Origin of the sequence: Burkholderia paludis (assembly GCF_000732615.1) — a bacterium.
In the GTDB taxonomy this organism is placed as follows: Bacteria; Pseudomonadota; Gammaproteobacteria; order Burkholderiales; family Burkholderiaceae; genus Burkholderia; species Burkholderia paludis.
In genome coordinates this window covers 28,881-54,798 of the sequence record NZ_JPGL01000045.1, presented here as the reverse complement: position 1 = coordinate 54,798, position 25,918 = coordinate 28,881, and the positions used below count along the sequence as shown (strand labels likewise).

Sequence of the window (25,918 nt, the reverse complement as noted above, 5' to 3'; positions counted from 1 at the left end):
GCTATCGCGATTCCGAGACGGAGAAGTCGATGACTCCCAGCGCCAATACCAATACCAATATCGATACAACCACGATGCCCTTGACGGGCCAGCCCCTCGACACCCTGATGGACCGGCTCGAAGCCGATCTCGAGGAAAGCGACTCGAGCCGCGCGAGCGACCTTGCGGCCCGCTTGCGCGCCCAGCCGTTGCGCGCCGATTCGCTCGACGCGATCGCGCGCCTGCATGCGCTCTGGATGCACGCCGGCGATCCGGCTGCCGCGCGCGCCGTGATCGACGACGACGGCACGGGCGTACACGACGCCGCGCAGCCCGACGTGCAGCCCGATATCCGCATGCAACTCGCGCTGTACCGGCTGCAGATCGCCCGGCACCTGGGCGAGAACGACGCCGTGTCGCACGAGATCGGCCAGATGCGCGACATCGTGCTCGCGTCGCCGACGCTCGATGCCGGGCGCTACGTGCGCGCACGCATTCTCGATACGCTGGAATACGATCATGCCGAGCACGCGCTCGACGCGGTCGAACTGCGGCACGTGCTGTGCGGCGCGATCGCCGAGCGCGCCGCGTTCCGCGCATCGGACGAGGCGAACCGGCAATGCCTGCGGGCGTGGGCGCTGCGGCGTCTCGGCCGGAACGACGAGGCGCGCGCGGCGGCCGAGGCCGCGGTGGCGGCCGTCGCATCGGCCGGGGCGGACCAGGACATCGACGTCGACGACTGGCTGCGGGTCGGCAACGCGATGATCGAGCTCGCGCCGCTGCAGTGCGCGACGATACGCCGGGCCGTCGAGGCGCTTGTCGCCGGCTGGACGCCGCCGCCGCGGCGCGAGACCGAGGTGCGGCTGGCGCGGCTCGACGCGCGGGCGGCGCACGCGCAGGGCGATCTCGACGGCGCGCTTGCCCGCTGCGAGATGGCGCGTCACAGCCTCGAGTCGGACGGCAGCGACGACTTCATCGAATACGAACTGCCGTGGCTGCTCGAGGCCGGCCGTTTCGACGACGCCGGGCGGCGCGCGTTCTTCCACGTGTACCAGGTCGAAAGCAGCATGCTCGACCGGGTCGGGCACATCATCCACGCACGCCTGGCCGAGCCGTCCGATACGTCGGTCTGGTGGCCGCTGTGCGCGATGCGCGCGGCCGGCTTCGAGCCGACCTTCGAGCGGCTCGTCGAACTCGGCGCGGAGCAACCCGATGCGCTGGCCGCGCGCTCGCCGGCGCACGGCGAGATCTTCGCCGCGCTCGGCTCGCTCGAAGGCGACGACGCGCGCTACGCGGTGGCCGATGCCGCGTGCGAGGTCGCGCGGCGGCGCGTGCCGGACCATCCGTGGATCGCGCGGCTCGCCGCGGTCTACGACGGCGAAACCGGCCGTATCGACGCGACGACCCAGGCCGCGCGCCTGCTCGCGGCCGCGCAGGAAGGCGAGATGGTCGACAACCGCACCACGTTCGCGCTGACCGAAGCGTGCATCCGCGCGCTGGGCGTCGCCGCCGCGATGAAACTGCCGCCGCCGTCGCTGCCCAGCGGATTGTGGAGCTACGGGTTCGCCGGTGCGATCGACGACGCGGCCGAGGAGGCGATCGACGCACTGCCGGCGGCGGAGCAGGCCCCGGTGCGCGCGGATCTCGAGCGCATGCGGATCGCCGTCTACGAGCAGGGCCGCGCGAGCATGGAGCATTTCTTCGAGACCGGCAACGGGCATCCGTACGATGCCTGTGCGCACCTGTATTCGATGCTCTGCAACAACCTCGCGATTCTCTATCGCGGCCAGGAGCGTTTCGACGAGGCGCTGGTACTGCATCGCAACGGGATCGCGGCGAGCTCGTTTGCCGAGCATTACGACGGGGTCCGCTACGCGCTCTCGCGCCAGGGCAAGGATGACGAGATGCTCGAGGCCGCCGAGCAGCTGTGGCATTACGCTGCCGAATACGGTTACAGCCGGCACGATCCGAACTGGTACGTGTGCGACGTGGTGCGGGCGCTGTACCGCGTCGAGCGCAGCAACGAATTGCCGATCTGGCTCGAGCGCCTGGTCGGCTGGCAGCGCGAACACGATCAGCTCGACGACCGTTTGCCCGACGATGCGCTCGTGGCGCGATTCGTGTTCGTCACCTACATGTCGGAGTCTCACGCGGACCAGGCGGCGGCGCTGTACGACGCCGCGCGGGCGCAGGCCGACGCATCGAACGACCTCGGCGTGCTGACCGCGGCGGCCGACGCGGCGTACGGACTGGGCCGCCAGCCGGACGTGAAGTATTTCTACGAGCGCGTGCTGGTCCTCAACCGGCAATCGGCCGAACCGACCGACCTGAACGTGGACATGATCAAGCAGCGGATCCGCGAGGCCGGCGCGCCGGCGGGGGCGGGCGCGGCGGCCGCGCCGAACAAGCGCTGGTGGAAGTTCTGGCAATGACGGCCGTCGGCCGGCGGGCCGGTTACGCGCCGCGCAATGCGCTGAACGCCGACGCGCTGAAAGCGGCGATCGCCGCGCGCAGCAGCGCACGGGGCGACGCCGACGCCGTGCGCGCGTGGCTGCTCAACCATTTCTACCGGCATGTCGTCGCGAACTTCGCGCCCGCGCGCACGATCGTCTCGCTCGACGACGCGCGCCAGGCGCTCGGCCAGGCCGCGCCGCCGGCGTGGGTCGTCAGGCGCTTCGGCGCCGATGCGAAGACGGCCGGCGACGCAGACGCCGGCCGGCAGGCGCCCGTCGTCTGGGTCGACCCGAACGACGCGGCGCTCCTCGCGCTCGAAACCACGCTCGTCGAGTTTCTCGAGTCGCGCAAGGGGACCGGGCTCGAGGGCAAGCTCGATCGGGTCAATTGCCCGCAGGCGCTCGCGCTGTGGGAGCGCGAGCACGCGGAGATGGCGTCCCGGATCGCGCGCGGCTGGCGCGAGAGCCAGCCCGATGCGTTGCGTACGTGGTGCGACACGGCCAACGGGCGCTTCGTCGAATTCCTGCCCGACAGTGCGCTGCTGCGCGCCGAAATGGCGTTCGAGAGTTACGTGATGCGCCATTGCCTCGGCCAGTTCGCCGACCGGCAGGCGCTGGCGGGCGGCTATGGCGGGCGCTATGCGGAAGCGATCGAGGCGCGCACGCTGCGGTTGCTGAGCTTCCGGGACGCGAGCGGCCAGCCGCACATCACGATCGGCGTCACGGTGCGCGCGGACGGCGGCCTCGACGTCGATCAGGTCAAGGGCAAACAGAACCGGCCGCCGGTCGAGCGCTACGTCGACGACGTACTGGCCTGCCTGAATGCGCTGGGGACGACGGATCGCACGCCGCCCGACTGCATCGCGCTCGGCGTCGTCCATACCGCCTCGGGGTGGTGCCGGATCGAGGACGTGACGGACGCCGCGTCGCAAGCGCGGCTCGTCGCGCGCCATCCGCAGCTGTTCGGGCGGCTCGCCGAGCCGACGCCGACCGTCGAGTGGCTGGTCGCCGCGCGGCAACCGGAGCTGTTGCAGGCGCGGCCGCCGCGTGCCGGTTCGGTGCGCTACGCGGTGCGCGCGACGCTGGCGCCGGCCGCGCGTGCGGACGAGGCGCCGCCCGCGTTTGCAACCGAGGAGGTGGGCTGGCCCGGATACGAGGCGCCGCGCGACGCCGCCGCGCGCGCATGAAGGGGCAAAGACCATGATATTCAAGCTGATCGTTGCCCTGTTCGTGCTGTGGCGGATCGTGCGCTACGTCCGCGGGCGCGTCGCGCGTCGCCCCGCGTTGTCGGCCCGCAAGCACTGGGCGCTGCTGCTCGCGCATCCGTACGTGGAAGCGACGGGGTTCACGGGTTTCGACGATGCGCAGACGAGCCACCTGAACGACACGTCGCGCAAGTTCCTGCGCGCGCAGATGCTGCATCAGATGGAGTTGCGCACCGATGCGACGGACGACGATGCGCGCGCGCATCTGGCGCGCGTGCTCGAGACGCAGTGGTTCCGCGCCGACCTGCATGGGCTGCAGCCGACCGACGATCCGCGCGCGGCGCTCGCGTTCGCCTGCGCGCGGATGGCGTTCCTCGCGCGCGTGGCGATGCTGATGGGCTGGACCGGGCCGGACACCGCGTGGCGGGTGCTGCTGCTCAACGCGCAGCGCGCGCAGGACTGTTTCGGCAGCTGGGCGGATTTCGGCGGCGCATACATCGCGGGGCGCAGGCAATGGGTGGCCGGATTTCGTGCCGATCCGTTCGGCAAGGCGTTCGACGACGCGACGCTGCAGCGCTGGCTTGCGCCGGCCGACGGCGCGTGGGGCCGGGCGGCGTGGCCCGGGCTGGCGGCCTTCGATCCCGAACCGGTCGCGCAACCGCGCTGACGCGTCGATGCTGCCGGCCGTCTGTTTTCCATACTGTTCCTCGTTGCTCTCGACGCCGACATGATTTCATCCGCTCATCCCCTGGTGCGACGTCTGGCACTGTCCGTTGCCTGCCTGGTGTGGGCGGCGTCGCCGCCGGCGGCGCGCGCCGCCGGGCCGATCGCGTCCGACGGCCTGCTGCAGGCGTTCATCCACGACAGCTACGGCACCTGGCGCGCGGACCGCAAGGGCTGGCAGTCGGACCCGGGCGATTTCATCTATGCGCCGTGCGGTTCGCTGCGCGTCGCGACGGCCGACGGCCCGCGCTACCTGCTCGCGATGTGCGGGGAGACCGAGGCGGCCGTGCAGAACGGCATGCCGGGGATGGATTCGGACGGCACGACCGGCACGATCGACCTGTACGTGCTGAAGCCGGCCGCGGACGGCAAGACGCTCGCGCCGGTGGTGAAGAAGGCGGACATCGCGTCCGGCAAGCACGGCGAGCCGGGCACCGTGCGCATCGAGCGCTACGGTCCGCACCTGTTCGGCTTCACGATCGGCGACGGCGTCACGCTGCAGGGCTACACGATGGCGATGCGGTCGATCTGGCTGCCGTACGGCAATGCGCTCGTCGAGGCCGCGCCGCGGATCGACGAAGCGCTGGACAACCAGGGCTCGCTCGATTGCGGGAACGCGAAGTCGCATTGCGAGAGCCGCACGTTCACGATCGTGCCCGACACGACGGCCAGCGGCGACGTCTATCCGCTGACGGTGACCGAGACGGGTTCGCGCGGCGACCGGGATCTCCACGCGCGCTACACGGTGAAGTTCGACGCCGCGCGCGGCCGCTACGTCGTGCCGAAGGCGCTGCGCGAGGGATACTGAATGCGCGCGCGACGGCGCGGGCGGCGTCGCGCCGCCCGCCCGGGCGTCACACGTACAGGTAGCGCACGAGGTGGAAGAACACCGGGGCGGCGAAGCAGATCGAGTCGACCCGGTCGAGCATCCCGCCGTGGCCGGCGATCATCGAGCCCCAGTCCTTGGTGCCGAGCGAGCGCTTGACGGCCGACAGCACGAGGCCGCCGACGAAGCCCGCGATCACGATCGCGAGGGAGATCCCGAACGCCGCGCCGAAGCTGAACGGCGTCACGCGATACAGCGCCGCGCCGCACAGCGTCGCCAGCAGGCCGCCGCCGACGAACCCTTCGATCGTCTTCGACGGCGACAGCTGCGGCGCGATCTTGCGTCGTCCGAACAGTTTGCCGACCACGTACTGCAGCACGTCGCTGATCTGCACGACGAACAGGAAGAAGAACAGCAGCAGCGGGTTCTGCCCCGTGTAGTGCGGGATGTCGAGGATCAGCACGGCCGGCGCGTGGCTCAGGCCGTATACGCACACCATCAGCGCCCAGTTGATCTTCGCGTTGCGGCTCAGGAATTCGCGCGTGTCCTGCGTGAGCGCGGACACGAGCGACATCGCGAAGAACAGGTGCACGGGCACGAAGATCGAATACATGCCGTACCAGTTGATCCCGAGCAGCAGGTACTGCACGGGGATCGCGACGAAGAACGCGATGAACAGCGTCGTATGGTCGCTCGCGGTGGTCGGCGTGAGCGTGATGAATTCGCGCAGCGTCAGGTAGGACAGCACCGCGAACACGAGATACGTGATGTTGTTGCCGAGGCTGATGGCGATGACCATGATCGCGATCATCGCCCACCACGCGCGGATGCGCTGGTTCAGGTTGTCGATGGTCGTGCTCGCGCCGCCGCTGCGCGCGCCGAGGATCGCGCCGATCACGGTGGCGACGACGAGCACGCCCGTGACGCCCGCGACCAGTTCCCAGAAGAGAGTTCGCATGGGTATATCCGGAAAAAGGAAAGGGGGGGCCGCGTTCAGCCGGCCGGCCGCTGCGGCGGCGCGAGCGCGACGACCGCGTCGCGCATGCGGGCGAGGAAGGTCGGCTTGTCTTCCTGCGCGTCGAGCGCCTCGTTCGCGCCGAAGTGCACCTTGCAGATCAGCGGCACCGGCCAGATCGCGCCCTTCGGCATGATCCGCTGCAGGTTCTCGAGATAGACGGGGGCGAGCGCGACGTGCGGAAACTCGGTCGCGAGATGGAACAGCCCGCTCTTGAACGGCTGCGGCAGGATCTCGGCGCCGCGCGTGCCCTCGGGGAAGATGATGATCGAATGGCCTTGCCGGAGCGCGTCGCGCACGGGGTCGAGCGGGTCGCCGCCCGACTCGCGGTGGCGATCGATCAGCACGACGTTCAGCAGCTTCTGCGCGATATGGCGCTTCAGGTCGCTGCTGTCCCAGTAATCGCGTGCGGCGACCGGTCGCACGACCGCGCGTACGTCGCGCGGCAGCGCGGCGAGGATCGCGAGCGTGTCGATGTGGCTCGTGTGGTTCGAGAAATAGATCTTCTGTGTCGGGGTCGGCGGCGCCTGATGCCAGACCGGATACGCACCGGCGACGAGCCGTACGATGGACAGCAGGAAGTCGCGCTGCCAGACGTTGAGGATGTTCATCGGCGCTGCGCCTCCTGCCTGCATGCCCGGCCGCCGCAAGGGCGGGCCGGATCCCGGAATGCCGGCGCGGCAGGATGCGCGCCGGACGGCCTTTGTTTAAATTTTTTCAAATTCGTGGCTGCCTGTCGCAGGTCCGCGATAATCGGACGAGTCGCCGTCATACCGCTGTCGCGTCGCGGCGCGTGCACCGTTCGGCGGCGTGATGATCGGCTGTTGCACGAGTGCCCGGCTACAGGTCGAACGATTGTCGCTGCGGCCGGGCCAGCGGATTATCGCGAGTTTCCGCCAAAAACGCCAGATTTGGCGCCGCGCCGGCGGGCCGCGTGCACGCTTGACGCATCGGGGCCGCTCGGCGACGATTAGGGCCGTCCACGACAGGCCGACGTGGGCCGTTGCGCCGCCTGGGGCATGGCGGCGTCGAACGTATCCGACTGTGCCGCGCAAATAAAACGATGAGCCTCTACGCACTCAAACCCAAATTCCAGAATCGCCTGCGTCCGTTCGCGAATTCGCTCGCCGCACGCGGCGTCACGGCCAACCAGGTCACGCTGTTCGCGGCTGGCGGCTCGATCGTCGTCGGCGCGCTCGCCGGGCTCGGCGTATTCGCCCGCGCGCTGTTCCTGCTGATTCCGCTGTGGCTGTTCGTGCGGATGGCGCTCAATGCGATCGACGGAATGCTCGCGCGCGAGCACAACCAGAAGAGTACGCTCGGCGCTTATCTGAACGAACTCGGCGACGTCGTGTCCGATATCGCGCTGGTGCTGCCGTTCCTCGCGGTGTCGGCGTTCGCTGCGGCAGACGTCTGGCTGTTCGCGCTGACGGCGGCGATCGTCGAATGCGCGGGGCTGATCGGCCCGCTGGTCGGCGTGAGCCGCCGCTACGACGGCCCGTTCGGCAAGAGCGACCGCGCGCTCGCCCTGGGCGCGTTCGCGCTGTGGATCGGGCTCGGTTTTCCGGTCGGCAGCATCGCCGCGTGGCTGTGGCGGCTGCTGATCGTGCTGTCGATCGTGACCGTCGTGCGCCGCGTCCAGGCCGGCATCGCCGAAAAGGGCGGCTGAGCACGGCATCGCGCAGTGGCGGTACCCGGCGCCGGAGGGCGGCGCCATATGATTCGAATAACGAAACGAGAGAAATAGCATGAACGCACGCACGGCCCGCGAGGCCGACTTCATCACGCACGACGGCGAAACGCTGTTCTATCGTCACTGGCCGGCCACCGGCCCGCGCTGCCGCGGCGCAATCGTGCTGCTGCATCGCGGCCACGAACACTCGGCGCGCGTCGCGCACCTCGTCGACGAACTCGACCTGCCGGATTTCGCCTTCTTCGCCTGGGACGCCCGCGGCCACGGGCGCTCGCCGGGCGCGCGCGGCTACAGCCCGAGCGCGGCCGCATCGGTGCGCGACCTGCAGACCTTCGTCGAACACATCCGCGACACGCACGGCATCGCGATCGAGGATGTCGCCGTGGTCGGCCAGAGCGTCGGCGCGGTGCTCGCGGCGACCTGGGTGCACGATTACGCACCGCCGATCCGCGCGCTCGTCGTCGCGTCGCCGGCGTTCCACATCAAGCTCTACGTGCCGTTCGCGCGGCCGGGGCTGCGGCTGATGCACCGGCTGCGCGGGCTGTTCTACGTGAACAGCTACGTGAAGCCGAAATTCCTCACGCACGATCCCGAGCGGATCGCGAGCTATGCGTCCGATCCGCTGATCACGCGGCCGATCGCGGTCAACATGCTGCTCGACCTGCACGACACCGCGCAGCGGATCGTCGCCGACGCGGCCGCGATCACGGTGCCGACGCAACTGCTGATCTCGGGCGCCGACTGGGTCGTGCATCGCGGCCCGCAGGACCGCTTCTTCGAACGGCTCGGCTCGGCGCGCAAGGAGCGCATCGTGCTGCCGGGCTTCTATCACGACACGCTCGGCGAGCGCGATCGCGCACAGGCGCTCGCGCCGCTGCGCGCGTTCGTGTTGCGCGAATTCGACGCGCCGAGCCCGCGCGTGTCGCTCGCCGACGCCGACCGGCGCGGCGCATTCCACGACGAGTACGCGGCGCTCGGGCGGCCGCCCGCGAACGTGTTCGCACGTGCGTACTGGGCGCTCACGCGCGCCGGCCTGAAGGCCGGCGGCGCGCTGTCGGACGGCATCGCGCTCGGGCTGCGGCTCGGCTTCGATTCGGGCTCGACGCTCGACTACGTGTACCGCAACCGCGCGCAGGGGCGGCTCGGCGTGGGCGCGCTGATCGACCGCACCTACCTCGATGCGCCGGGCTGGGTCGGGATCCGCCAGCGCAAGGTGCATCTGCAGGAACTGATCGGCGCGGCGATCGGCCGCCTGCGCGGCCAGGGCACGCCGGTGCGGATCGTCGACATCGCGGCGGGGCACGGGCGCTACGTGCTCGATGCGATCGCGACGGCGGCCGAGCGCGACGGCGCGGCGCCCGACGACATCACGCTGCGCGACTACAGCCCGCCGAACGTCGAGGCCGGGCGCGTGCTGATCGCGCAGCGCGGCCTCGAGCCGATCGCGCGCTTCGAGCGCGGCGACGCGTTCGACGAGGCGTCGCTGGCGACGCTCGAGCCGCGGCCGACGCTCGCGATCGTGTCGGGGCTCTACGAGCTGTTCGGCGAGAACGCGCTGATCGAGCGTTCGCTGCGCGGGCTCGCGCAGGCCGTGCCGCCGGGCGGCTATCTCGTCTATACGGGGCAGCCGTGGCATCCGCAGATCGAATTCATCGCGCGCGTGCTCAACAATCATCGCGGCGAGGCGGCCTGGGTGATGCGCCGCCGCTCGCAGGCCGAGATGGACGAACTCGTCGCGCGGGCGGGGTTCCGCAAGCTCGAGCAGCGGATCGACGAAATGGGCATCTTCTCGGTGAGCCTCGCGCAGCGGATCGACGCGTCATGAGCGCGCTCGGCGGCGGCGCGGGCGGTCTCGCCGAGCCGGTGGACGGCCGCGCGCGTGACGCGTCGCTGGCGCTGCGCGTCGGCTGGCTCGCGGCGATGGGCGCCGTGTTCTTCTCGACCTACGGCTTCGCGAACTGGCTCGCCGCGCGTCGCGCGGCGGTGCCGACCTTTGCGTTCGGCTGGGAACATGCGATTCCGTTCGTGCCGTGGACCATCGTGCCGTACTGGTCGATCGACCTGCTGTACGCGCTGTCGTTCTTCTTCTGGACCCGCCGCGCCGATCTGCTCGATCACGTGAAGCGGCTGCTGACCGTGCAACTGGTGTCGGTGGCGTGCTTCATCGCGTGGCCGCTGCGTTTCGGGTTCGAGCGGCCCGACGCGGGCGGCGTGGCCGGTGCGCTGTTCACGCTGCTGATGGGGTTCGACAAGCCGTTCAACCAGGCGCCGTCGCTGCATATCGGGCTGCTCGTCGTGCTGTGGGCCGTCTATGCGCGGCACCTGCGCGGCAGGGTCGCGCGCGCCGTGCTGCATCTGTGGTTCGCGGCGATCGGCGTGTCGGTGCTGACGACCTACCAGCATCACGCGATCGACGTGCCGACCGGCGCCGCCGTCGGCTGCCTTGCGCTGCTGCTGTTTCCGCTGCGCGATGCGTCGGGCCGGCTGCCGGGCGCCGACGCGTCGCCGGGTGCGGCCGGCCGCGCGCTCGCGCGCCGCTACGCGCTCGGCGCGGCGGCGTTCGCGCTCGCGGCGCTGGTGTGCGTGCCGCACGCACCCGGCTGGGCGCTGGCCGCGGGGTGGGTCGCGCTGGCGCTCGCGTGCGTCGCGTGGATCTACTGGCGCGGCGCGCCCGGCGCCTTCCTGAAGGACGCGCACGGGCGTTACCCGGTGTTCGTCCGCTGGCTGCTCGCGCCGACGATCGCCGGCGCGTTCGTCAATTCGCGGGCCTGGACGTTCCGGCAGCCGGCGCCGGTGCGGATCGACGAACGCGTCTCGATCGGCCGCACGCCGACGACGCGCGACGTGCGCCGCCACGGCTTCACCGCGCTGCTCGACCTGACCGCCGAAATGCCGCGCTGGGCGGCGGCCGACGCGTCGCTCGCGTATGCGGCCGTGCCCCAGCTCGATCTGGTCGCGCCGACGGCCGCGCAACTCGCGCAGGCCGTCGCGGCCCTGGAACGGCTGCATGGCGAAGGGCGCGACGTGCTGGTGTGCTGCGCGCTCGGCTACGGCCGCAGCGTGCTGTGCGCGGCCGCGTGGCTGGCGATGCGGCACGGGCTCGGCGATGCGCGCGACGCGCTGGCCGCGGTGCGTGCGTTGCGGCCGCGCGCGGTGTGGTCGGACGAGGGCGTGGCCGTGCTGCAGCACTGGATCGATCGCCGTCGCGGCGCGGGAGGCCGGTGATGCGCGATCCGTCCGCACCGTTCCGGATCGCCGCCGCGCGCGGCGCGCTCGACGCGGGCGCCTGGGCGATCGCGGCCGCGCTGGCCGCGGCCGGAGCAGGGTGGTGGCTTGCGTCGGGCTGGGCGCCGGCGACCGTCGCGCGCGTGCTGCTGGCCGTCGTCAGCACGGGGGCGGGGATCGCGGCGCTGTGGTACGCGGTGCGCATCGAGATCGACCGCAGGCTGTTCGCCGCGCTGGCGCGCACGGCGTCGGGCGAGGCATCGGTCGACGAGGGGCTCGCGGCGCTCGATCGGGCACTCGCCGATCTCGGCTGGATCGACGCGGGGAAGGCCGGCCGGCCGCTCGACGCGCGGGTGCGCGGCGCGGTCGGCCTGTGTCGGGCGGCCATGCTGGTCGCGATCCTGCAGTGGCTCGTCGTGGGGCTCGCGATCGCCGTTCCGCAGATCGGCTGACGCCGGTGTGCGCGCCCGTTACGCGCGCGCCGTGCGCTGCGACCGCGTCCGCTTGACTTCGTACATCGCCTGGTCGGCGTGCTCGATCAGCGCGTTCATGTCGGTGCCGTCGTCGGGCAGCAGCGCGATTCCGACGCTGACGCCGAGCGGCAGCGGGCGCCCCTCGAATTCGAACGGTTCGCCGACCTGCCGCGCGAGCCGCGTGCTTTGCGCTTGCGCGTCGTCGCGGTTGCCGATGTTCGGCAGGATCACCGCGAATTCGTCTCCGCCGACGCGCGCGACCGTGTCGGAGCGCCGCACCGCCGCCTGCATCCGCGTGGCGATCTCGCGCAGCGCGGCGTCGCCCGCGCGGTGGCCGAAGCCGTCGTTGATCGGCTTGAGCCCGTCCATGTCGATGTTCAGAATGCCGAGCCGGCCGTTCGCGCGCAGCGCCGTGTGCATCGACTGGCGCAGGCGGTCGTAGAACAGCGCGCGGTTCGGCAGGCCCGTCAGCGCGTCGTGCGTCGCGCGCAGGTACAGCTCGTTCGCCTCGTTGCGCGCTGTATGGAACATCGCGGCGGCGATCAGGTCGGCCGTGAGCCGCAGCGTGCCGGCATCGGCTTGCGAGAAGCCGTCGACGTCCGGCGACATCACCTTCAGGACGCCGACCGTCGTGTCGGCATGCGTGAGCGGCATCACGAGCATCGAGCGCAGGCCGACCCGGCGGCACGCATCGCGATCGACGCGCGGGTCGGTTTCCGAATCGACGCAGTGCAGCAACCGGCCCTGCCGCACGCACAGGCCCGACAGGCTTCCCGAGCGCCGCAGCCGCAGGCCGAGCATGCCGGCGGCGGTGCCCGACGCGGCGCGGTACACCATGTCGTCGCCCTCGGCGAACTCGACCGCGGCGGCGCTCGCGCCGGTGAGTCGCGGCACCTGTTCGGCCACGTAGGCCATCACGCTGCCGAGATCGAGGCCGAGTTTCGCGATTTCGGTCTGTACCGCGATGATGCGCAGCAACGTATCCGGGGACGGGGTGGCGGTGTCGGCGATTTGATCCAAGTCGGTGATCCGTGAAGAAAAAAATGCGTCGTGCGGCGCAAGCTTGCGGTAGCATACGCGCCGCCTTGCGGCAGCGCGTCCAGCGCGATCCGCAACGGACCGCCGGCGGCCGGCCGCATCGCGCCGGCAGTATGCCGTTCGGCTCGTCCGCCGACAATGGCGCAATTCTTACCGTTCGTCCCGTTCACGCCGCAGTTTCGACCGGATCGAGGCTTTTTCGCCTCGCCTGCGCGAATCGGGGTAAGTTTTGTCCGATTTTTGAGATAGTGTGACGAATAGGCGGGTGCCAGTGCCAGGCGCACGCAACACGATGACAGGGATTAAAGAAATCACCGCATCGTTTCGATAATTGATTCAGGCCAGTTAGTGATATGAGGGAAGCAGTGAGGATATGCACTCACGGGCATAGCTGCTTTGCGCGCGTCGGGTTCGACGCGGCGGATGACCGGATGACCCGGGCGCAATGGAGCGGCACATGAAGCCTGCCCTGTCGCTGTTCGTACTGTCGACCGCCATGGTCGGCGCATTCCACGCGGCCGCGCTGTCGGCCGCTCCGATGCCGGCGGTGCCGGCAGCCGCATCGGCGGCCGGCACTGCGCCGGCGCCGGTGCTCGCGGCCGCGCCCGCGGCGGCCAGCACGCCCTCCGCCGGCCTGCCGGCGACGACGGTGCGCTTGCCGTTCGCGTCGCTCGGCGCGTTCGATCCGCTGCGCCTGCGCGGCGCCGACGACGCGCGCACGATCAACGCCGGCGTGCGGCTCGATCGCGTGGTCACGGGCGCGCGGTTGCGCCTGACCTATGCGTATTCGCCGGCGCTGGTGTTTCCGATGTCGCACCTGAAGGTGTCGATAAACGGCGAGGTCGTGGCGACCGTCCCGTTCGACGCCGCGCAGGCGGGCCGCACGGTGACGCAGGAGATTCCGGTCGATCCGCGCTACTTCTCGGATTTCAACCAGATCGGCGTGCGGCTGATCGCGCACTACACGCTCGACCATTGCGAGGATCCCGCGAACTCGGCGCTGTGGGCCGACGTGAGCCCGACGAGCGAGCTGATTCTCGACGAGTCGCCGGTCCGCCTGCCGAACGATCTCGCGCTGCTGCCCGCGCCGTTCTTCGACCGGCGCGACAACGGCCGCGTGCGGCTGCCGTTCGTGCTGCCGGCATCGCCCGATTCGGCGACGCTGCGCAGCGCGGGCGTGCTGGCGTCCTGGTTCGGCGCGCTGGCCGACTACCGGCATGCGCGTTTCCCGGTGTCGTCCGCGCTGCCGGCCGGCGACCAGGCGGTGGTGGTCGGCACGGCCGCGACGCTGCCGGCCGGCCTCGCGCTGCCGCCGATCAACGGCCCGCTGCTCGCGGTGGTGGACAACCCGGCCGCGCCGGCGCGCAAGCTGCTCGTCGTCACGGGCCGCACGGCGGCCGAGGTCGACGACGCGGTCGCGACGCTCGTGCTCGGCCGCGCGGCGCTGTCGGGACCGGCCGCCACGGTCGCGCACGTCGATCTCGGCGCGCCGCGCAAGCCGTACGACGCGCCGCGCTGGCTGCCGGTGAACCGGCCGATCGCGTTCCGCGAGCTCGTGCCCGACGTGCGCGACCTGGAAGTGCGCGGCACCTCGCCCGACGCGATCCGCCTGAACCTGCGCGTGCCGGCCGATCTCCATTCGTGGAACGGGGCGGGCGTGCCGATCACGCTGCGCTATCGCTACACGGCGCCGACCGTGCAGGACAACTCGACGCTCGCCGTCGAGATCAACGACCAGCTCGTGAAGTCCTACCGGCTCGGGCCGGCCCATGCCGAGGACGCGCACGGCCGCATGCAGCTGCCGTTGCTGTCGGTGCCGGAAGGGCGCGTGACGAGCGACGTCGACATCCCGGCATTCCGGGTCGGCAGCGGCAACCAGCTGCAGTTCCGGTTCACGCTTGACTCGCAGAAGACGGGGCTCTGTTCGAGCACCGCCACCGAGCCGCAGCGCGCGGCGATCGATCCCGATTCGACGATCGATTTCTCGCATTTCGTCCATTACGCGCAATTGCCGAACCTCGCGTTCTTCGCGAACAGCGGCTTCCCGTTCACGCGCTTCGCCGACCTGTCGCAGACGGCCGTCGTGCTGCCCGACCGGCCGTCGCCGCAGGAGCTCGAGGCGTACCTGACGATGCTCGGCCACATGGGCGAATGGACCGGCTACCCGGCGCTGCGCGTGCAGGTCGCGCGGCCCGGCGACGTCGCCGCGCTGTCGGGCAGCAAGGACCTGCTCGTGATCGACGGCTCGCCCGCGTCGCCGCTGCTCGCGCACTGGCGCTCGGCGCTGCCGCTCGTGATCGGCGAGCAGGGCGGCACGGGCGGCGAGGGCGCCGCGCGCGTCGCGTTCTCGGTGAAGGAGCGCTGGCGCAACGGCGTCGGCCTGGCCGACGGCGGCGCGCACATCGAGCAGACGGGGTCGCTCGCGGCGCTCGCCGGGTTCGAGCTGCCGGGCAGCCGCGGGCGCAGCGTCGTCGCGCTGACGGCGACCGACCAGCCGCGTCTCGGCGATCTGCTCAACGTGTTCGAGAATGCCGGGCTCGTGTCGCAACTGCAGGGCGACCTCGCGCTGGTACGGCCGGGGCAGGTCGACAGCCTGCGCATCGGCGAGCCTTACGTGGTCGGCTTCGTGCCGTGGTATGCGCGGGTGTGGACGCATGCGGCGCAGCATCCGGTCGTGCTCGGCGCGGTCGGCGTCGTCGCGGGGCTGCTGCTCGCGCTCGGCGTGTTCAGCGTGCTGCAGCGAATCGCCGCGCGTCGACGGGGGATGTAACGGATGGCGCGGGCAATGGCGAAGCGACGGGCGATGCGGCCGGCGCGGCGCGCCGGCGCGGCATGCGCGCTGGCGGTTGTGCTCGCGTGCGCGGCGGCCGGCACGGCTGCGCGCGCGCAGGCCGCGGCCGGCAACGCGGTCGAGGCGGGCGGTGCGGGATGCGGCGCGGCGTGGCCGCGCTGGGATGCGTTCAAACGGGATTTCATCTCGGCCGACGGCCGCGTGATCGACGTCGGCTCGGCCGATTCACGCACGGTATCGGAGGGGCAGGCATATGGACTGTTCTTCGCGCTGGTCGCGAACGACCGGCGCACGTTCGACACGATCCTCGCATGGACCGAGAACAACCTCGCGCAGGGCGACCTGAGCGCGCATCTGCCCGCATGGCTGTGGGGCCGTGCGCCCGACGGCGCGTGGCGCGTGCTGGACGCGAACGCCGCGTCGGACGCCGACCTGTGGATCGCGTATGCGCTCGTCGAGGCCGGGCGGCTGTGGCAAGAACGCAGCTATACGGCGCGCGGCGCGCTGCTCGCCAGGCGTGTGCTCGACACCGAGACGGCGACCGTGCCGGGGCTCGGCCTGACGCTGCTGCCGGGGCCGACCGGGTTCCGGCTGGCCGACGGCCAGTGGCGCGTGAACCCGAGCTATTCGCCGCCGCAGGTGATCCGCGCGCTCGGCGCGCGCCTGCCCGACGACCGCCGCTGGGCGGCGCTGGCCGCCAGCACCGGGCGCGTGCTGCTCGACACGGCGCCGAAAGGTTTTTCGCCCGACTGGGCGCTGTATCGCGCGGGCACGGGGTTCGGGCCCGATCGCGACACGCGGGCGGAAAGCGCGTACAACGCGATCCGCGTGTATCTGTGGGCCGGCATGCTCGATCGCGCCGATCCGCTCGCCGCCCCGTTGCTCGCACGCTTCGCGCCGTTCGCCGACCATATCGCCGCGCATGGCGCGCCGCCGGAGAAGGTGGATACGACGACGGGCGTCGCGGGGCCGAACGACGGCAACGGCGGGTTCTCGGCGGCGGCCGTGCCGTTCCTCGACGCGCGCGGCCAGCGCGCGCTCGCGGATGCGCAGGCGGCCCGCGCCGAGACGCTCGCGCGCCAGTCGGCGCCCGGCTACTACACGAGCGTGCTGACGCTGTTCGGCCTCGGCTGGCGCGAAGGGCGCTACCGGTTCGACGCGGACGGCACGCTCGACGCACGCTGGGGAGGCCGTTCGTGCGCCGCCCGTTGACGCGCGTCGTGCCGCATGTCGCGGGATTCGCGTGGCTCGTGTCGTCGGTGTGCGCGGCGGCGCCGGGCGCGGCGACGCCGGCGACTTCCGCGTCCGCCGACGCACAGCGCGAGCTGGCCGTCGCACGGATGTGGGGCGTCAAGCATCGCGACGACCTCGCGCGCGACGCGCTGCGCAAGGGTCTGCTGATCGCGCCGGGCGATCCCGGCCTGCTGGCCGAGCAGGTAAGCGTGCTGCTGCGGCTCGGCGATGCACAAGGCGCGCAGGCCTCGCTCGCGCGCCTGCGGGCGCAGGCGCCGAATGCGCCGGCGACGCGGCGGGCGGCCGACGAATACCGTGTCGCGACGAGCGGGCGCGGCGAGATGGCGCAGATCCGCCTGCTCGCGCGCAGCGGCCGCGCCGAAGAAGCGGCCCGGCGGATCGTCGCGCTGTTCCCGAACGGCGCGCCGTCGGGCGCGCTCGGCGCCGAGTACTACCAGATCGTGTCGAACGCGCCGGGCGGGCGCGAGCCGGCGATCGCCGCGCTGCGCCGCGCGGTCGCGGCCGACCCGCAGGACACGAGCGCGTCGATGGCGCTCGTGCGGCTCCTGAACCAGCGCGCCGACACGCGGCCGGAGGCGGGCCGGATCGCGGCGGCGCTCGCGAAACGCACCGACGCCGACCATACGGAGGCGATGGCACTGTGGCGGCGCGTGCTGCAGTCGGCCGGCAGCGATCTCGCCTATCTCGATGCGCTGCATGCGTATCTCGCGCTCGTGCCGGACGACACCGAATTCGTCGACCGCGCCGCGGCGCTGGATCGCCAGCGCGACGCGCAGCGCCAGCTCGAACGCAATCCCGACTACATCGCGCAGCAGCGCGGCCTGCAGGCGCTCGCGCACGGCGACCTGGCCGCCGCCGATCCGCTGCTCGCGCGCGCCGTGCGGGCGCGCGCCGACGACGCCGACGCGGTCGGCGGCCTCGGCCTGCTGCGCCTGCGTGAAGGGCGGCACGACGAGGCGCGCGCATTGTTCGCGCGGGCCGCGACGCTCGCGACCGACCAGCGCGGCAAATGGCAGGGCCTCGCGCGCACCGCGCAATTCTGGGGGCTGCTCGCGCAAGGCCGGGCCGCCGCCGCCGCGGGGCGCCCGCAGGACGCCGAGCGGGCGGCGCGGGCCGCGCTCGCGATGCAGCCGGGCAACCCGGACGCGAAGCTGCAGCTCGCCGACGCATTGCTCGCGCAGCGCGACTGGGCGCGCGCGGAACCGCTGCTGCGCGAGTTGCTGGCCGCGCGTTCGCCGAACCTGTCGGCCGTGCGCGGCACGGCCACGCTGTATGAAAACACCGGCCGCGCGGACCGGATCGGGCCGCTGCTCGACGCGCTGCAAGGCCGCGTGACGGGCCGCGACGATCGCCGCGCGCTCGACGGCCTGCGGGCCGAGCAGCTCGCGAACCAGGCGCGCGCGCTCGCGGACAAGGGCGAACGCGGGCCGGCCGCGCAACGCTACGAAGCAGCCGTGCGCGCGGCGCCGGACGCGGCGTGGACGCGCTTCGCGCTTGCGCGGCTCTATCGCGACATGGGGCTGCCGCAGCTCGGCCGCACGGTGATGGACGACGGGCTCGCGCAAGGCGATACGCCCGAGATGCGCTATGCGACCGCGCTGTACCGCAACTCGCTCGACGACGTGGCCGGCGCGCAGGCCGCGCTCGCGCCCGTTGCCGACGCGCAGCGTTCGGACGGGATGCGCGCGCTCGCGCGCAAGCTCGACGCGGAAGGCGCGCTGGCCGACGCGCGCGGTGCGCTCGGGCGCGGCGATCGCGCGGCATTGGCCGCGTCGCTCGCGCATGCGCAGGCGAGTGCGCCGGACGACCCCGACATGCTCGCCGCGATCGGCGCGCAGTGGATCGACGCGGGCGAACCCGAGCGCGGTCTCGCGCTGCTGCACGACTGGATCGCCGCGCATCCGCGCGAAGCCGATGCGGACGTGCGGTTGCGCTACGGCGACCTGCTCGGCAGCGCGGGGCGCGACGACGCGCTCGCCGCGTGGCTCGACGCGCTGCGCCGCGACGCGTCGCTGACGCCCGCCCAGACGGCGAGGCTCGAGGATCAGTCGCTGCGGCTCGTGTTGCGGCAGACCGACGATGCGATCGCGCAGCAGGACTATGCGCAGGCGCGCCGGCGGCTCGACCGGGCGAGCCCGGCCGGCCGTGCGGACAAGCGCTATACGATCGAACTGGCCGATCTCGAACGCGCGCAAGGCCATTACGATGCGGCGCGCAGTGCGCTCGCGCCGGTCGTCGCGCGTACGCCGGACGATGCCGATGCACAGCTCGCGCTCGCACGGATCGACGAGGACGACGGCAACCGCGCGGCCGCGCTGGCGCGCGTGCAGGCGGTGCTCGCGCGTACGCCGGACGACGACGTCGACACGCAGCTGTCGGCCGTCCGCCGCCTGAACGCGCTGCGTCGCCCGGACGAAGCTGCGCAGGTGACTGACCGGCTGCAGGCCGCGTATCCGGCGCGGGCGGACGTGACGGTCGCGGCCGGGCGCGTGGCCGAGGCCCGGGGCCGCTATGACGACGCGGCGTCGCTGTACCGGCTGTCGCGGTCGCAGGAACGCACGGCGGGCGTGAGCCCGGGCCGCGACGGCCTGACGCCCGCGCAGGCCGCGTTCGCGGATCTCGAGCAGCGGCGCAATCCCGAGATCGAAACCGGCTGGACGCCCGCGTACAAGTCGGGCGACGAGGGCATCTCGTCGTACCGCGCCCAGCAGGTGCCGGTCTATGTGCAGATGCCGGTCCGCTACGACGGGCATGTGTTCGCGCAGGTCGACACCGTGCGCCTGGACCCGGGCACGCTCGACACGAGCGACCCGAACGCGTACGCACTCAGGACGTTCGGCACCTACGCGGCGCTCAGGGCGCTGAACGCCCTGAGCGCCGCGGCGATCGCGAATCCGCCGGGGTCGCTGCACCAGACGGCCACGGGCGTGGCGCTCGGCGCGGGCTACCTGTCGGACGCGTGGCGCTTCGATCTGGGCACGTCGCCGCTCGGTTTCCCGGTGCATTACCTCGTCGGCGGCGTGCGTTACCGCTTCGACGCGGGCCCGGCCAGTTTCTCGGTGAACGCGTCGCGGCGGCCGGAAACGAGCAGCGTGCTGTCGTACGCGGGGATGCGCGACCCGTGGACGGGCGCGGTCTGGGGCGGCGTGCGGCGCGACGGCGTGAACCTGCGCGCGTCGGTCGACATCGGCCGCACCAACCTGTTCGCGGAACTCGGCGCGGGCGTGCTGTCCGGCCGCGACGTCGAACGCAATGCGGAAGTCACGCTGCGCACGGGCTTCACGGTGCCCGTGTACGAGCGCGCGACGATGAAGATCAGCACCGGGCTGGTCGGCAATGCGTGGCACTACGCGCAGAACCTGCGCTACTACACGTACGGGCAGGGCGGCTACTACAGCCCGCAACGCTACCTGTCGCTCGGCGTGCCGATCGAATGGGCGGGGCGGCACGATGCACTGTCGTGGGATTTCACCGTCACGGGCGGGATCTCGAACAGCTACGAGAAGGATTCGCTGTATTACCCGACGTTCTCCAGCCTGCGGGCCGAGCAGGTGGCGGCCGGGTTCGTGTACGCGGGCAGCTCGACGGGCGGCGTGTCGTTCTCGTACGGCGTCAACGGCATCGTCGAATACCGCGTGAATCCGCACCTGAGCGTCGGCGCACAGCTGCACGTCGACCGTTCGCACGACTACGCGCCGAGTTCGGCGCTCGTGTACCTGCGCTATGCGTTCGACGCGCGCGCGCAACGCAGCTGGCTCGTCACGCCGACGCCGGTGCGGCTCTACTCGGATTACTAGGGGTACGTCGTGAATACTGAAATCGATTCGACCCGTCCCGCGTCCGGCCCCGCCGGCCTGCTGGGCCGCCTGCGCATGCTGTTGCGCGCGGGGCCGGCCGGCGGTCGCGCCGGTGCGCCGAACCGGCTGGCGATCGACGGCCTGCCCGACGCATGGACGCAGCTGGAGGCCGGCGGCCTGTACGCGATCTACGCGGCCGCCGGCACGCCGGCGTGCGACGCGCTCGTCTGGGAAAGCGTGCGGCAGGCGCGCACGCGCAACGTGACCGTCGTGCTGGCGCGAGACGCGGCCGCCGTGGCCGGGCAGATGCAGGCGCGCGGCTTCGCGGGCGGCGCCCAGCCGGCCGGCTGGCCGCGCAACCTGAACGTGCTCGCGATGCCGCCGGCGGCCGAGGCGGCCGCCGATCCCGCATCGCGCCGCGCCGCGCCGGGCGCATTCGCGCGGCTCACCGGCGGCTTGCGTGCGATGCAGCGCTACGGCTTTCGCGCGCGTTCGCTGTATTTCATCGAGGGCGCGCAGCGCTGGTTCAGCTGGGACGACCCGAGCGCGCTGGCCGACGAGGCGCATGCACTCGCCGACTGGTGCCGGTCGCGCCGGATCGCGCTCGTGCTGCTGCTCGATCCCGAAGCGACCCGTGCGGCCGACGAAGCGCGCACCGACGACGCGCCGCTCGTGCGCGACGCGGATCGCGCGCCGCGCAGCGGCTTCCACGGCGTCTGCTCGGGCGTCGCGCAGTTGCAGCGCACGCATGGCGAGCTGCTGTGGATCGTCGATTTCTGGCGCGCGGGCGACACGCTCGCGGCCGGCGAGGTGCGGCCGCTGCGCTTCGCGCCGGACGGCCGGCTGTCGGCGAGCGTCGACGGCGATGCGACCGAGCCCGCGCAACGGATGAAGCTCGCGAGCGACGAGGATCGCGTCGTCGCCTGCCGCGCGGTGCTCGACGGCGCGAACCGCGTGCCCGAAGGCTGGGAAATCGTCAGCGACAACGCGGCCGTCGTCGCGGCCTGCGCGCATGCCCAGGCGGCGACCGCGGTGCTCGTGTTCCGCTCGCATGCGCAGCTCGAAGCGCTGTGCGCGAGCGTGCACGCGCTGCGCCGGCAGTGCGGCGGCGCGCTGAAGATCGTGATCGTCGAGCGCGGCGAGGTGCTGCGCCATCAGTTCGAGATGCTGGTGCTGAGCGTCGGCGCGAGCCGCATCGTCGCGCGCGACCTGCCGGTGGCGCGGATCCAGTCCGCCGTGCACGCGCTGCGCGGCCAGCTCTATGCGCGGCCCGTCGCGGCCGACTATCGCGCGGCGCTCGCGGCCGCACTCGGCGATCCGGTGCTCGGCTATCTGCCGGTCGGCGCGTTCTGCCAGCGGATGCGCGCGGTGCTCGATCGCGGCGCGGTGCTCGCGCTGCCGCACACGCTCGCGAAGATCGCGCTGCTGCCGGGCGTGTCGCACGTCGACGCGCTCCGGCATTGCCGGCCGCGCCGCGCGGGCGACGTCGTGACGGCCGATGCCGGGCACCTGTACGTGTTTCTGTTCGCGTGCGAGCCGGCCGACGCCGAGGACGCGCTCACGCGCATCTTCGACGTGCCGGTCGACACGCTGTCCGACCGCGTCGTGTGTCTCGGCAAGGGCAGTATCGACACCGAACTCGAGGCGCTGAAGGCCGAGAACCGCCGCGCGCCGATCGCCGACTACAGCGACCTGTTCGCGGCCACGCCGCCCGTGCGTGCCGGCCGCGACGCGGCATCGGCCGAAGCGGCGGAGGTGAGCGATGCGATCGACGCCATCGATGCGATCGTCGCGCTCGAGGCGCTCCGTGCGACGCACGCGCCCGGCGACGCATCGGCGCCCGTCATTCCCGCCGCGCGTACGCGCGGCGCCACCCGCAGCGCGATGCCGCTGCGCAAGCAGGGGGTTGCATGATCGCCGAACTCGTCATCGGTTTCCTGGCCGGCATCGTGATCGCGGTGCCCGTGTGGATCGTCGCACAGCACCTCGGCATCGGCCGCGGTTTTCGTGCGCCGCGCGGGATCGACCTGCGCAACGCGGTGCCGTGCGAACTCGTGCCGGTCGCGCTGCGCGGGCGGCTGCTGCCCGGCGCCGAGCCGGCCGGCAAGGCGGCGCGATGAAGACGATCGCCATTACGTCGACGACCGGCGGCGCCGGCCGCACCACGCTGGCGGCCGCGCTCGCGGTGCTGCTTGCGCGCCGCGGCCGTCCGGTCGTCGCGGTCGAATTCGATGCGCAGAACCTGATGGGCGCGACGCTCGGCCTCGATACGCTGGCCGAACACGGCCTCGCGCAGAGCGTGCTCGGCGGCGTCGAGCCGTGGCATGCGCATACGTGGCGTAACGCCGACGGCGTGCTGTTCGTGCCGTACGGGCAGGTCGATGCGGCCGGCGCGGCCGCATGCGATGCGCGGCTCGCGGCCGATCCGGCATGGCTGTCGAACGCGCTCGACGAGATCGCGTTGCCGGCCGACGGCGTCGTGCTGGTCGACACCGCCCGCTATCCGTCGACGCAGGCCGAGCAGGCGATCCGCCGGGCGGACTTGACGCTCGTCGTGGTCCCGCCCGAACCGGCCGCCTGCGCGACGACGGCCGCCCGGCTCGGCGCGCTGCGCGCCGGCGGCGGCGAACTGCAGATCGTCGTGAACCGGCTGAATCCGGCGCGCGACATGCAGCGCGACGCGCTCGCGATGTTGCGTGCGGTCGCGGGGCCGGCGTCGATGCTCGAGCAGCGGATCCACGTCGACGCGGCGTTGCCCGAGGCGCTCGCGCGCGGCAGCTGGATCTTCGACGACGCGCCGTACTCGCAGGCGTCGCACGACCTGAACGGCGTCGCGAACTGGGTCGACGCGTGGCTGGCGGCGGCCGCGGCCGGTCGCCGGGGAGCGGCGCGATGAAGGCGCGCGTCGCGTCGCGCCTGCGCGCGTCCGGCCGCCGGGCAGCCGACTGGTTCGCACGCGGCATCGGGCTGCCGGCGCAGCGTACGACGGTCGACTGGCTCGTGCGCCTGCTGTTCCACGCGCCGCCGCCGGGCCGTCCCGATTACGTGCGCCGCTGGGTGCGCGTCGCGTTCCTGCGGCTCGCGCACGACTGGGGCGTGCTGCAGCCGCTCAGTCCGCGCGAATGGCTGTGGCGCGCGATCGTGCGTGCGCCGCGCACGGCCGATGGCCGCCCCGCACGCGATCCGCTGGCCTGGTTCGACACGCTCGTCGTGCCCGTCTACGTCATCGCGCGCGCCGCCGGCCGGCGCTTCGACGCGATGCTCGCGCGCCTGCCGTGGGCCCGCTGGGGCGGGTGGCTCGACGCCCGCGCGAACGGCGTCAGCCGGCGCCGCTGGCTCGCGCCGTTGCTGCTCGCGGCCGGTGCGCTGCTGTGGGCCGCGGCCGGGATGTCGCCGCTGATGCCCGGCGCGCAGTTCGCGTTCTTCGCGATCGTCGCGCTCCTGGCGCTCGCGCTGCGCCGCTTGCCGGGCCATCTGCCCACGCTCGCGCTCGCGTCGCTCGCGCTGCTCGCCACCCTGCGCTACGTCTGGTGGCGCACCACGCAGACACTCGATTTCCGCGGCCCGGTCGAGGCCGTCGCCGGCTACCTGCTGTACGGCGCCGAAGCCTATACGTGGATGATCCTGCTGCTCGGCTTCGTGCAGACCGCGTGGCCGCTCGACCGGACGGTCGTGCCGCTGCCGGACGATCCCGACAGCTGGCCGAGCGTCGACATCTACATCCCGACCTACAACGAGCCGCTGTCGGTCGTGAAGCCGACGGTGTTCGCCGCGCAGAGCATCGACTGGCCGGCGGCGAAGCTGCGCGTCTACCTGCTCGACGACGGCCGCCGCCCCGAGTTCGCGGCGTTCGCGGCCGAGGCCGGCATCGACTACCTGACGCGCGACGACAACCGCCACGCGAAGGCCGGCAACATCAACCGCGCGCTGCCGAAGACGCACGGCGAATACATCGCGATCTTCGACTGCGATCACGTGCCGACGCGCTCGTTCCTGCAGACGACGATGGGCGTGTTCCTGCGCGACCCGAAGTGCGCGCTCGTGCAGACGCCGCACCATTTCTTCTCGCCCGATCCGTTCGAGCGCAACCTCGGCACGTTCCGCGAGATCCCGAACGAGGGCAACCTGTTCTACGGGCTCGTGCAGTCGGGCAACGACCTGTGGAACGCGACGTTCTTCTGCGGCTCGTGCGCGGTGCTCAAGCGCAGTGCGCTGGAAGAGGTGGGCGGCGTCGCGGTCGAGACCGTGACCGAGGACGCGCACACGGCGCTCAAGCTGCACCGGCGCGGCTATACGTCCGCGTACCTGCCGACCGTGCAGGCGGCCGGCCTCGCGACCGAGAGCCTCGCGGGCCACGTGAAGCAGCGCACGCGCTGGGCGCGCGGGATGGCGCAGATCTTCCGCATCGACAACCCGTTCCTCGGGCGCGGGCTCGGCCTCATCCAGCGGATCTGCTACGGCAACGCGATGCTGCATTTCTTCTACGGGATTCCGCGGCTGGTGTTCCTGACGATCCCGCTCGCGTACCTGTTCTTCCACCTGTACTTCATCAACGCATCGGCGCTCGCACTCGCGAGCTACGTGATTCCGTACCTGGTGCTGTCGAACGTCGCGAACTCGCGGATGCAGGGGCGCTATCGTCACTCGTTCTGGGCCGAGGTCTATGAATCGGTGCTCGCGTGGTACATCGCGCTGCCGACCACCGTCGCGTTCTTCAGCCCGAAGCACGGCAAGTTCAACGTGACCGACAAGGGCGGCAAGATCGACGAAGGCTACGTCGACTGGTCGACGTCGAAGCCGTATCTCGTGCTGTTCGCGCTGAACGTGCTGGCGATCGTCGCCGGCGTGTGGCGGCTCGTGGCCGACCAGGGCGACGAGGCGTCGACGATCCTGATCACGCTCGGCTGGACCGCCTACAACCTCGCGATGCTCGGCGCGGCGCTGGCGGTCGCACGCGAAACCCGGCAGGTGCGCGTCACGCACCGCATCGCGATGCGCGTGCCGGCCACGCTGCTGCTGGCCGACGGCTCGACGGCCGCGTGCTTCACGAGCGACTACTCGACCGGCGGCCTCGGCCTCGAGGCGGTGCCGGGGCTCACGCTCGCGGTCGGCGACACGCTGACGGTGTGCGTGACGCGCGGCGACCGGCCGTTCCCGTTCCCGGTGCGCGTGAGCCGCGTGACGCCGACCCATGTCGGCGTGAGCTTCGACGAGCTGACGCTCGAACAGGAGCGCCAGCTCGTGCAGTGCACGTTCGGCCGCGCGGATGCGTGGCTCGACTGGCACGCGGGCGAGCGCGCCGATACGCCGCTCGGCGGGCTGAAGGAGGTGCTGCGCGTCGGCGTGGACGGCTATGTGCGGATGTGGAAGGGTGCGGCGCGCGGCCTGCGGGCCATGCTGGCGCCGAAACTCGATCGGGCGCGCGACTGACGCGGCGCCCATCATG

The 25,918-nt window shown here is 72.0% G+C and carries 18 protein-coding genes; 15 read left to right on the top strand and 3 right to left on the bottom strand.

What is annotated here, in order from left to right; genetic code table 11:
* Nucleotides 1-29 precede the first annotated feature (29 nt).
* From GQ56_RS0125090 to GQ56_RS0125075, 4 genes are read left to right on the top strand one after another with little or no spacing between them, the layout of a single operon-like run.
* The gene (locus GQ56_RS0125090) at nucleotides 30-2,411 is read left to right on the top strand and encodes a hypothetical protein (protein WP_152601846.1); all 2,382 of its coding nucleotides are present in this window, start codon (nucleotides 30-32) and stop codon (nucleotides 2,409-2,411) included.
* Entirely contained in the window at nucleotides 2,393-3,619 is a 1,227-nt protein-coding gene (locus GQ56_RS0125085) for a hypothetical protein (protein WP_200878002.1), read from the top strand. The genes GQ56_RS0125090 and GQ56_RS0125085 overlap by 19 nt, the downstream gene beginning before the upstream one ends.
* Before the next feature lie 13 nt (nucleotides 3,620-3,632).
* On the top strand, nucleotides 3,633-4,304 hold the full coding sequence (locus GQ56_RS0125080) for a DUF1266 domain-containing protein (protein ID WP_031401257.1): 672 nt from the start codon (nucleotides 3,633-3,635) through the stop codon (nucleotides 4,302-4,304).
* Between the two features lie 60 nt (nucleotides 4,305-4,364).
* Nucleotides 4,365-5,168 carry a hypothetical protein gene (locus GQ56_RS0125075; protein WP_031401256.1) on the top strand — a complete coding sequence of 268 codons (804 nt, stop codon included), beginning with the start codon at nucleotides 4,365-4,367 and terminating at the stop codon, nucleotides 5,166-5,168.
* A 46-nt stretch (nucleotides 5,169-5,214) separates the two neighbouring features.
* On the opposite strand, the gene GQ56_RS0125070 is transcribed toward GQ56_RS0125075, so the two are convergent.
* Together GQ56_RS0125070 and GQ56_RS0125065 are read right to left on the bottom strand one after the other, a co-directional pair.
* Nucleotides 5,215-6,144, bottom strand: coding sequence for a phosphatidate cytidylyltransferase (locus tag GQ56_RS0125070; RefSeq protein WP_031401255.1), 930 nt, complete (start codon nucleotides 6,142-6,144; stop codon nucleotides 5,215-5,217).
* 35 nt (nucleotides 6,145-6,179) lie between these two features.
* Complete coding sequence (locus GQ56_RS0125065; protein WP_031401254.1) at nucleotides 6,180-6,812, bottom strand: lysophospholipid acyltransferase family protein; 633 nt, start codon at nucleotides 6,810-6,812, stop codon at nucleotides 6,180-6,182.
* A gap of 452 nt (nucleotides 6,813-7,264) precedes the next feature.
* On the opposite strand from GQ56_RS0125065, the gene GQ56_RS0125060 reads away from it, so the two are divergent.
* From GQ56_RS0125060 to GQ56_RS0125045, 4 genes are all read left to right on the top strand, one after another.
* Nucleotides 7,265-7,870, top strand: a complete 606-nt coding sequence (locus GQ56_RS0125060) for a CDP-alcohol phosphatidyltransferase family protein (protein ID WP_031401253.1) — start codon at nucleotides 7,265-7,267, stop codon at nucleotides 7,868-7,870.
* A 79-nt stretch (nucleotides 7,871-7,949) separates the two neighbouring features.
* A complete protein-coding gene (locus GQ56_RS0125055; RefSeq protein WP_031401252.1) occupies nucleotides 7,950-9,719 on the top strand; it encodes a bifunctional alpha/beta hydrolase/class I SAM-dependent methyltransferase in 1,770 nt (589 codons plus the stop codon).
* Nucleotides 9,716-11,119 (top strand): phosphatase PAP2/dual specificity phosphatase family protein, encoded by a 1,404-nt coding sequence (locus tag GQ56_RS0125050; RefSeq protein WP_031401251.1) that lies wholly within the window; start codon nucleotides 9,716-9,718, stop codon nucleotides 11,117-11,119. The genes GQ56_RS0125055 and GQ56_RS0125050 overlap by 4 nt, the downstream gene beginning before the upstream one ends.
* Nucleotides 11,119-11,571: a hypothetical protein gene (locus GQ56_RS0125045; RefSeq protein ID WP_031401250.1), complete on the top strand. Its 453-nt coding sequence runs from the start codon at nucleotides 11,119-11,121 to the stop codon at nucleotides 11,569-11,571. The genes GQ56_RS0125050 and GQ56_RS0125045 overlap by 1 nt, the downstream gene beginning before the upstream one ends.
* A gap of 18 nt (nucleotides 11,572-11,589) precedes the next feature.
* Here the strand turns inward: GQ56_RS0125045 and GQ56_RS0125040 are convergent, their stop codons facing one another.
* Nucleotides 11,590-12,612 carry a sensor domain-containing diguanylate cyclase gene (locus GQ56_RS0125040; RefSeq protein ID WP_031401249.1) on the bottom strand — a complete coding sequence of 341 codons (1,023 nt, stop codon included), beginning with the start codon at nucleotides 12,610-12,612 and terminating at the stop codon, nucleotides 11,590-11,592.
* Nucleotides 12,613-13,087: 475 nt separating this feature from the next.
* On the opposite strand from GQ56_RS0125040, the gene bcsB reads away from it, so the two are divergent.
* From bcsB to bcsA, 7 genes are read left to right on the top strand one after another with little or no spacing between them, the layout of a single operon-like run.
* On the top strand, nucleotides 13,088-15,400 hold the full coding sequence (gene bcsB, locus GQ56_RS0125035; protein ID WP_031401248.1) for a cellulose biosynthesis cyclic di-GMP-binding regulatory protein BcsB: 2,313 nt from the start codon (nucleotides 13,088-13,090) through the stop codon (nucleotides 15,398-15,400).
* A gap of 3 nt (nucleotides 15,401-15,403) precedes the next feature.
* Nucleotides 15,404-16,633, top strand: a complete 1,230-nt coding sequence (bcsZ, locus tag GQ56_RS46660) for a cellulose synthase complex periplasmic endoglucanase BcsZ (protein ID WP_031401247.1) — start codon at nucleotides 15,404-15,406, stop codon at nucleotides 16,631-16,633.
* Nucleotides 16,618-20,472 carry a cellulose synthase subunit BcsC-related outer membrane protein gene (locus GQ56_RS0125025; RefSeq protein WP_031401246.1) on the top strand — a complete coding sequence of 1,285 codons (3,855 nt, stop codon included), beginning with the start codon at nucleotides 16,618-16,620 and terminating at the stop codon, nucleotides 20,470-20,472. The genes bcsZ and GQ56_RS0125025 overlap by 16 nt, the downstream gene beginning before the upstream one ends.
* Before the next feature lie 9 nt (nucleotides 20,473-20,481).
* The gene (gene bcsE / locus GQ56_RS0125020; RefSeq protein WP_031401245.1) at nucleotides 20,482-22,386 is read left to right on the top strand and encodes a cellulose biosynthesis protein BcsE; all 1,905 of its coding nucleotides are present in this window, start codon (nucleotides 20,482-20,484) and stop codon (nucleotides 22,384-22,386) included.
* On the top strand, nucleotides 22,383-22,592 hold the full coding sequence (locus GQ56_RS0125015; protein WP_031401244.1) for a hypothetical protein: 210 nt from the start codon (nucleotides 22,383-22,385) through the stop codon (nucleotides 22,590-22,592). The genes bcsE and GQ56_RS0125015 overlap by 4 nt, the downstream gene beginning before the upstream one ends.
* Entirely contained in the window at nucleotides 22,589-23,368 is a 780-nt protein-coding gene (gene bcsQ / locus GQ56_RS0125010) for a cellulose biosynthesis protein BcsQ (protein WP_031401243.1), read from the top strand. The genes GQ56_RS0125015 and bcsQ overlap by 4 nt, the downstream gene beginning before the upstream one ends.
* Nucleotides 23,365-25,902 carry a UDP-forming cellulose synthase catalytic subunit gene (bcsA, locus tag GQ56_RS0125005; protein WP_031401242.1) on the top strand — a complete coding sequence of 846 codons (2,538 nt, stop codon included), beginning with the start codon at nucleotides 23,365-23,367 and terminating at the stop codon, nucleotides 25,900-25,902. Before bcsQ ends, bcsA begins: the two co-directional genes overlap by 4 nt.
* The last annotated feature ends 16 nt before the right edge of the window (nucleotides 25,903-25,918 follow it).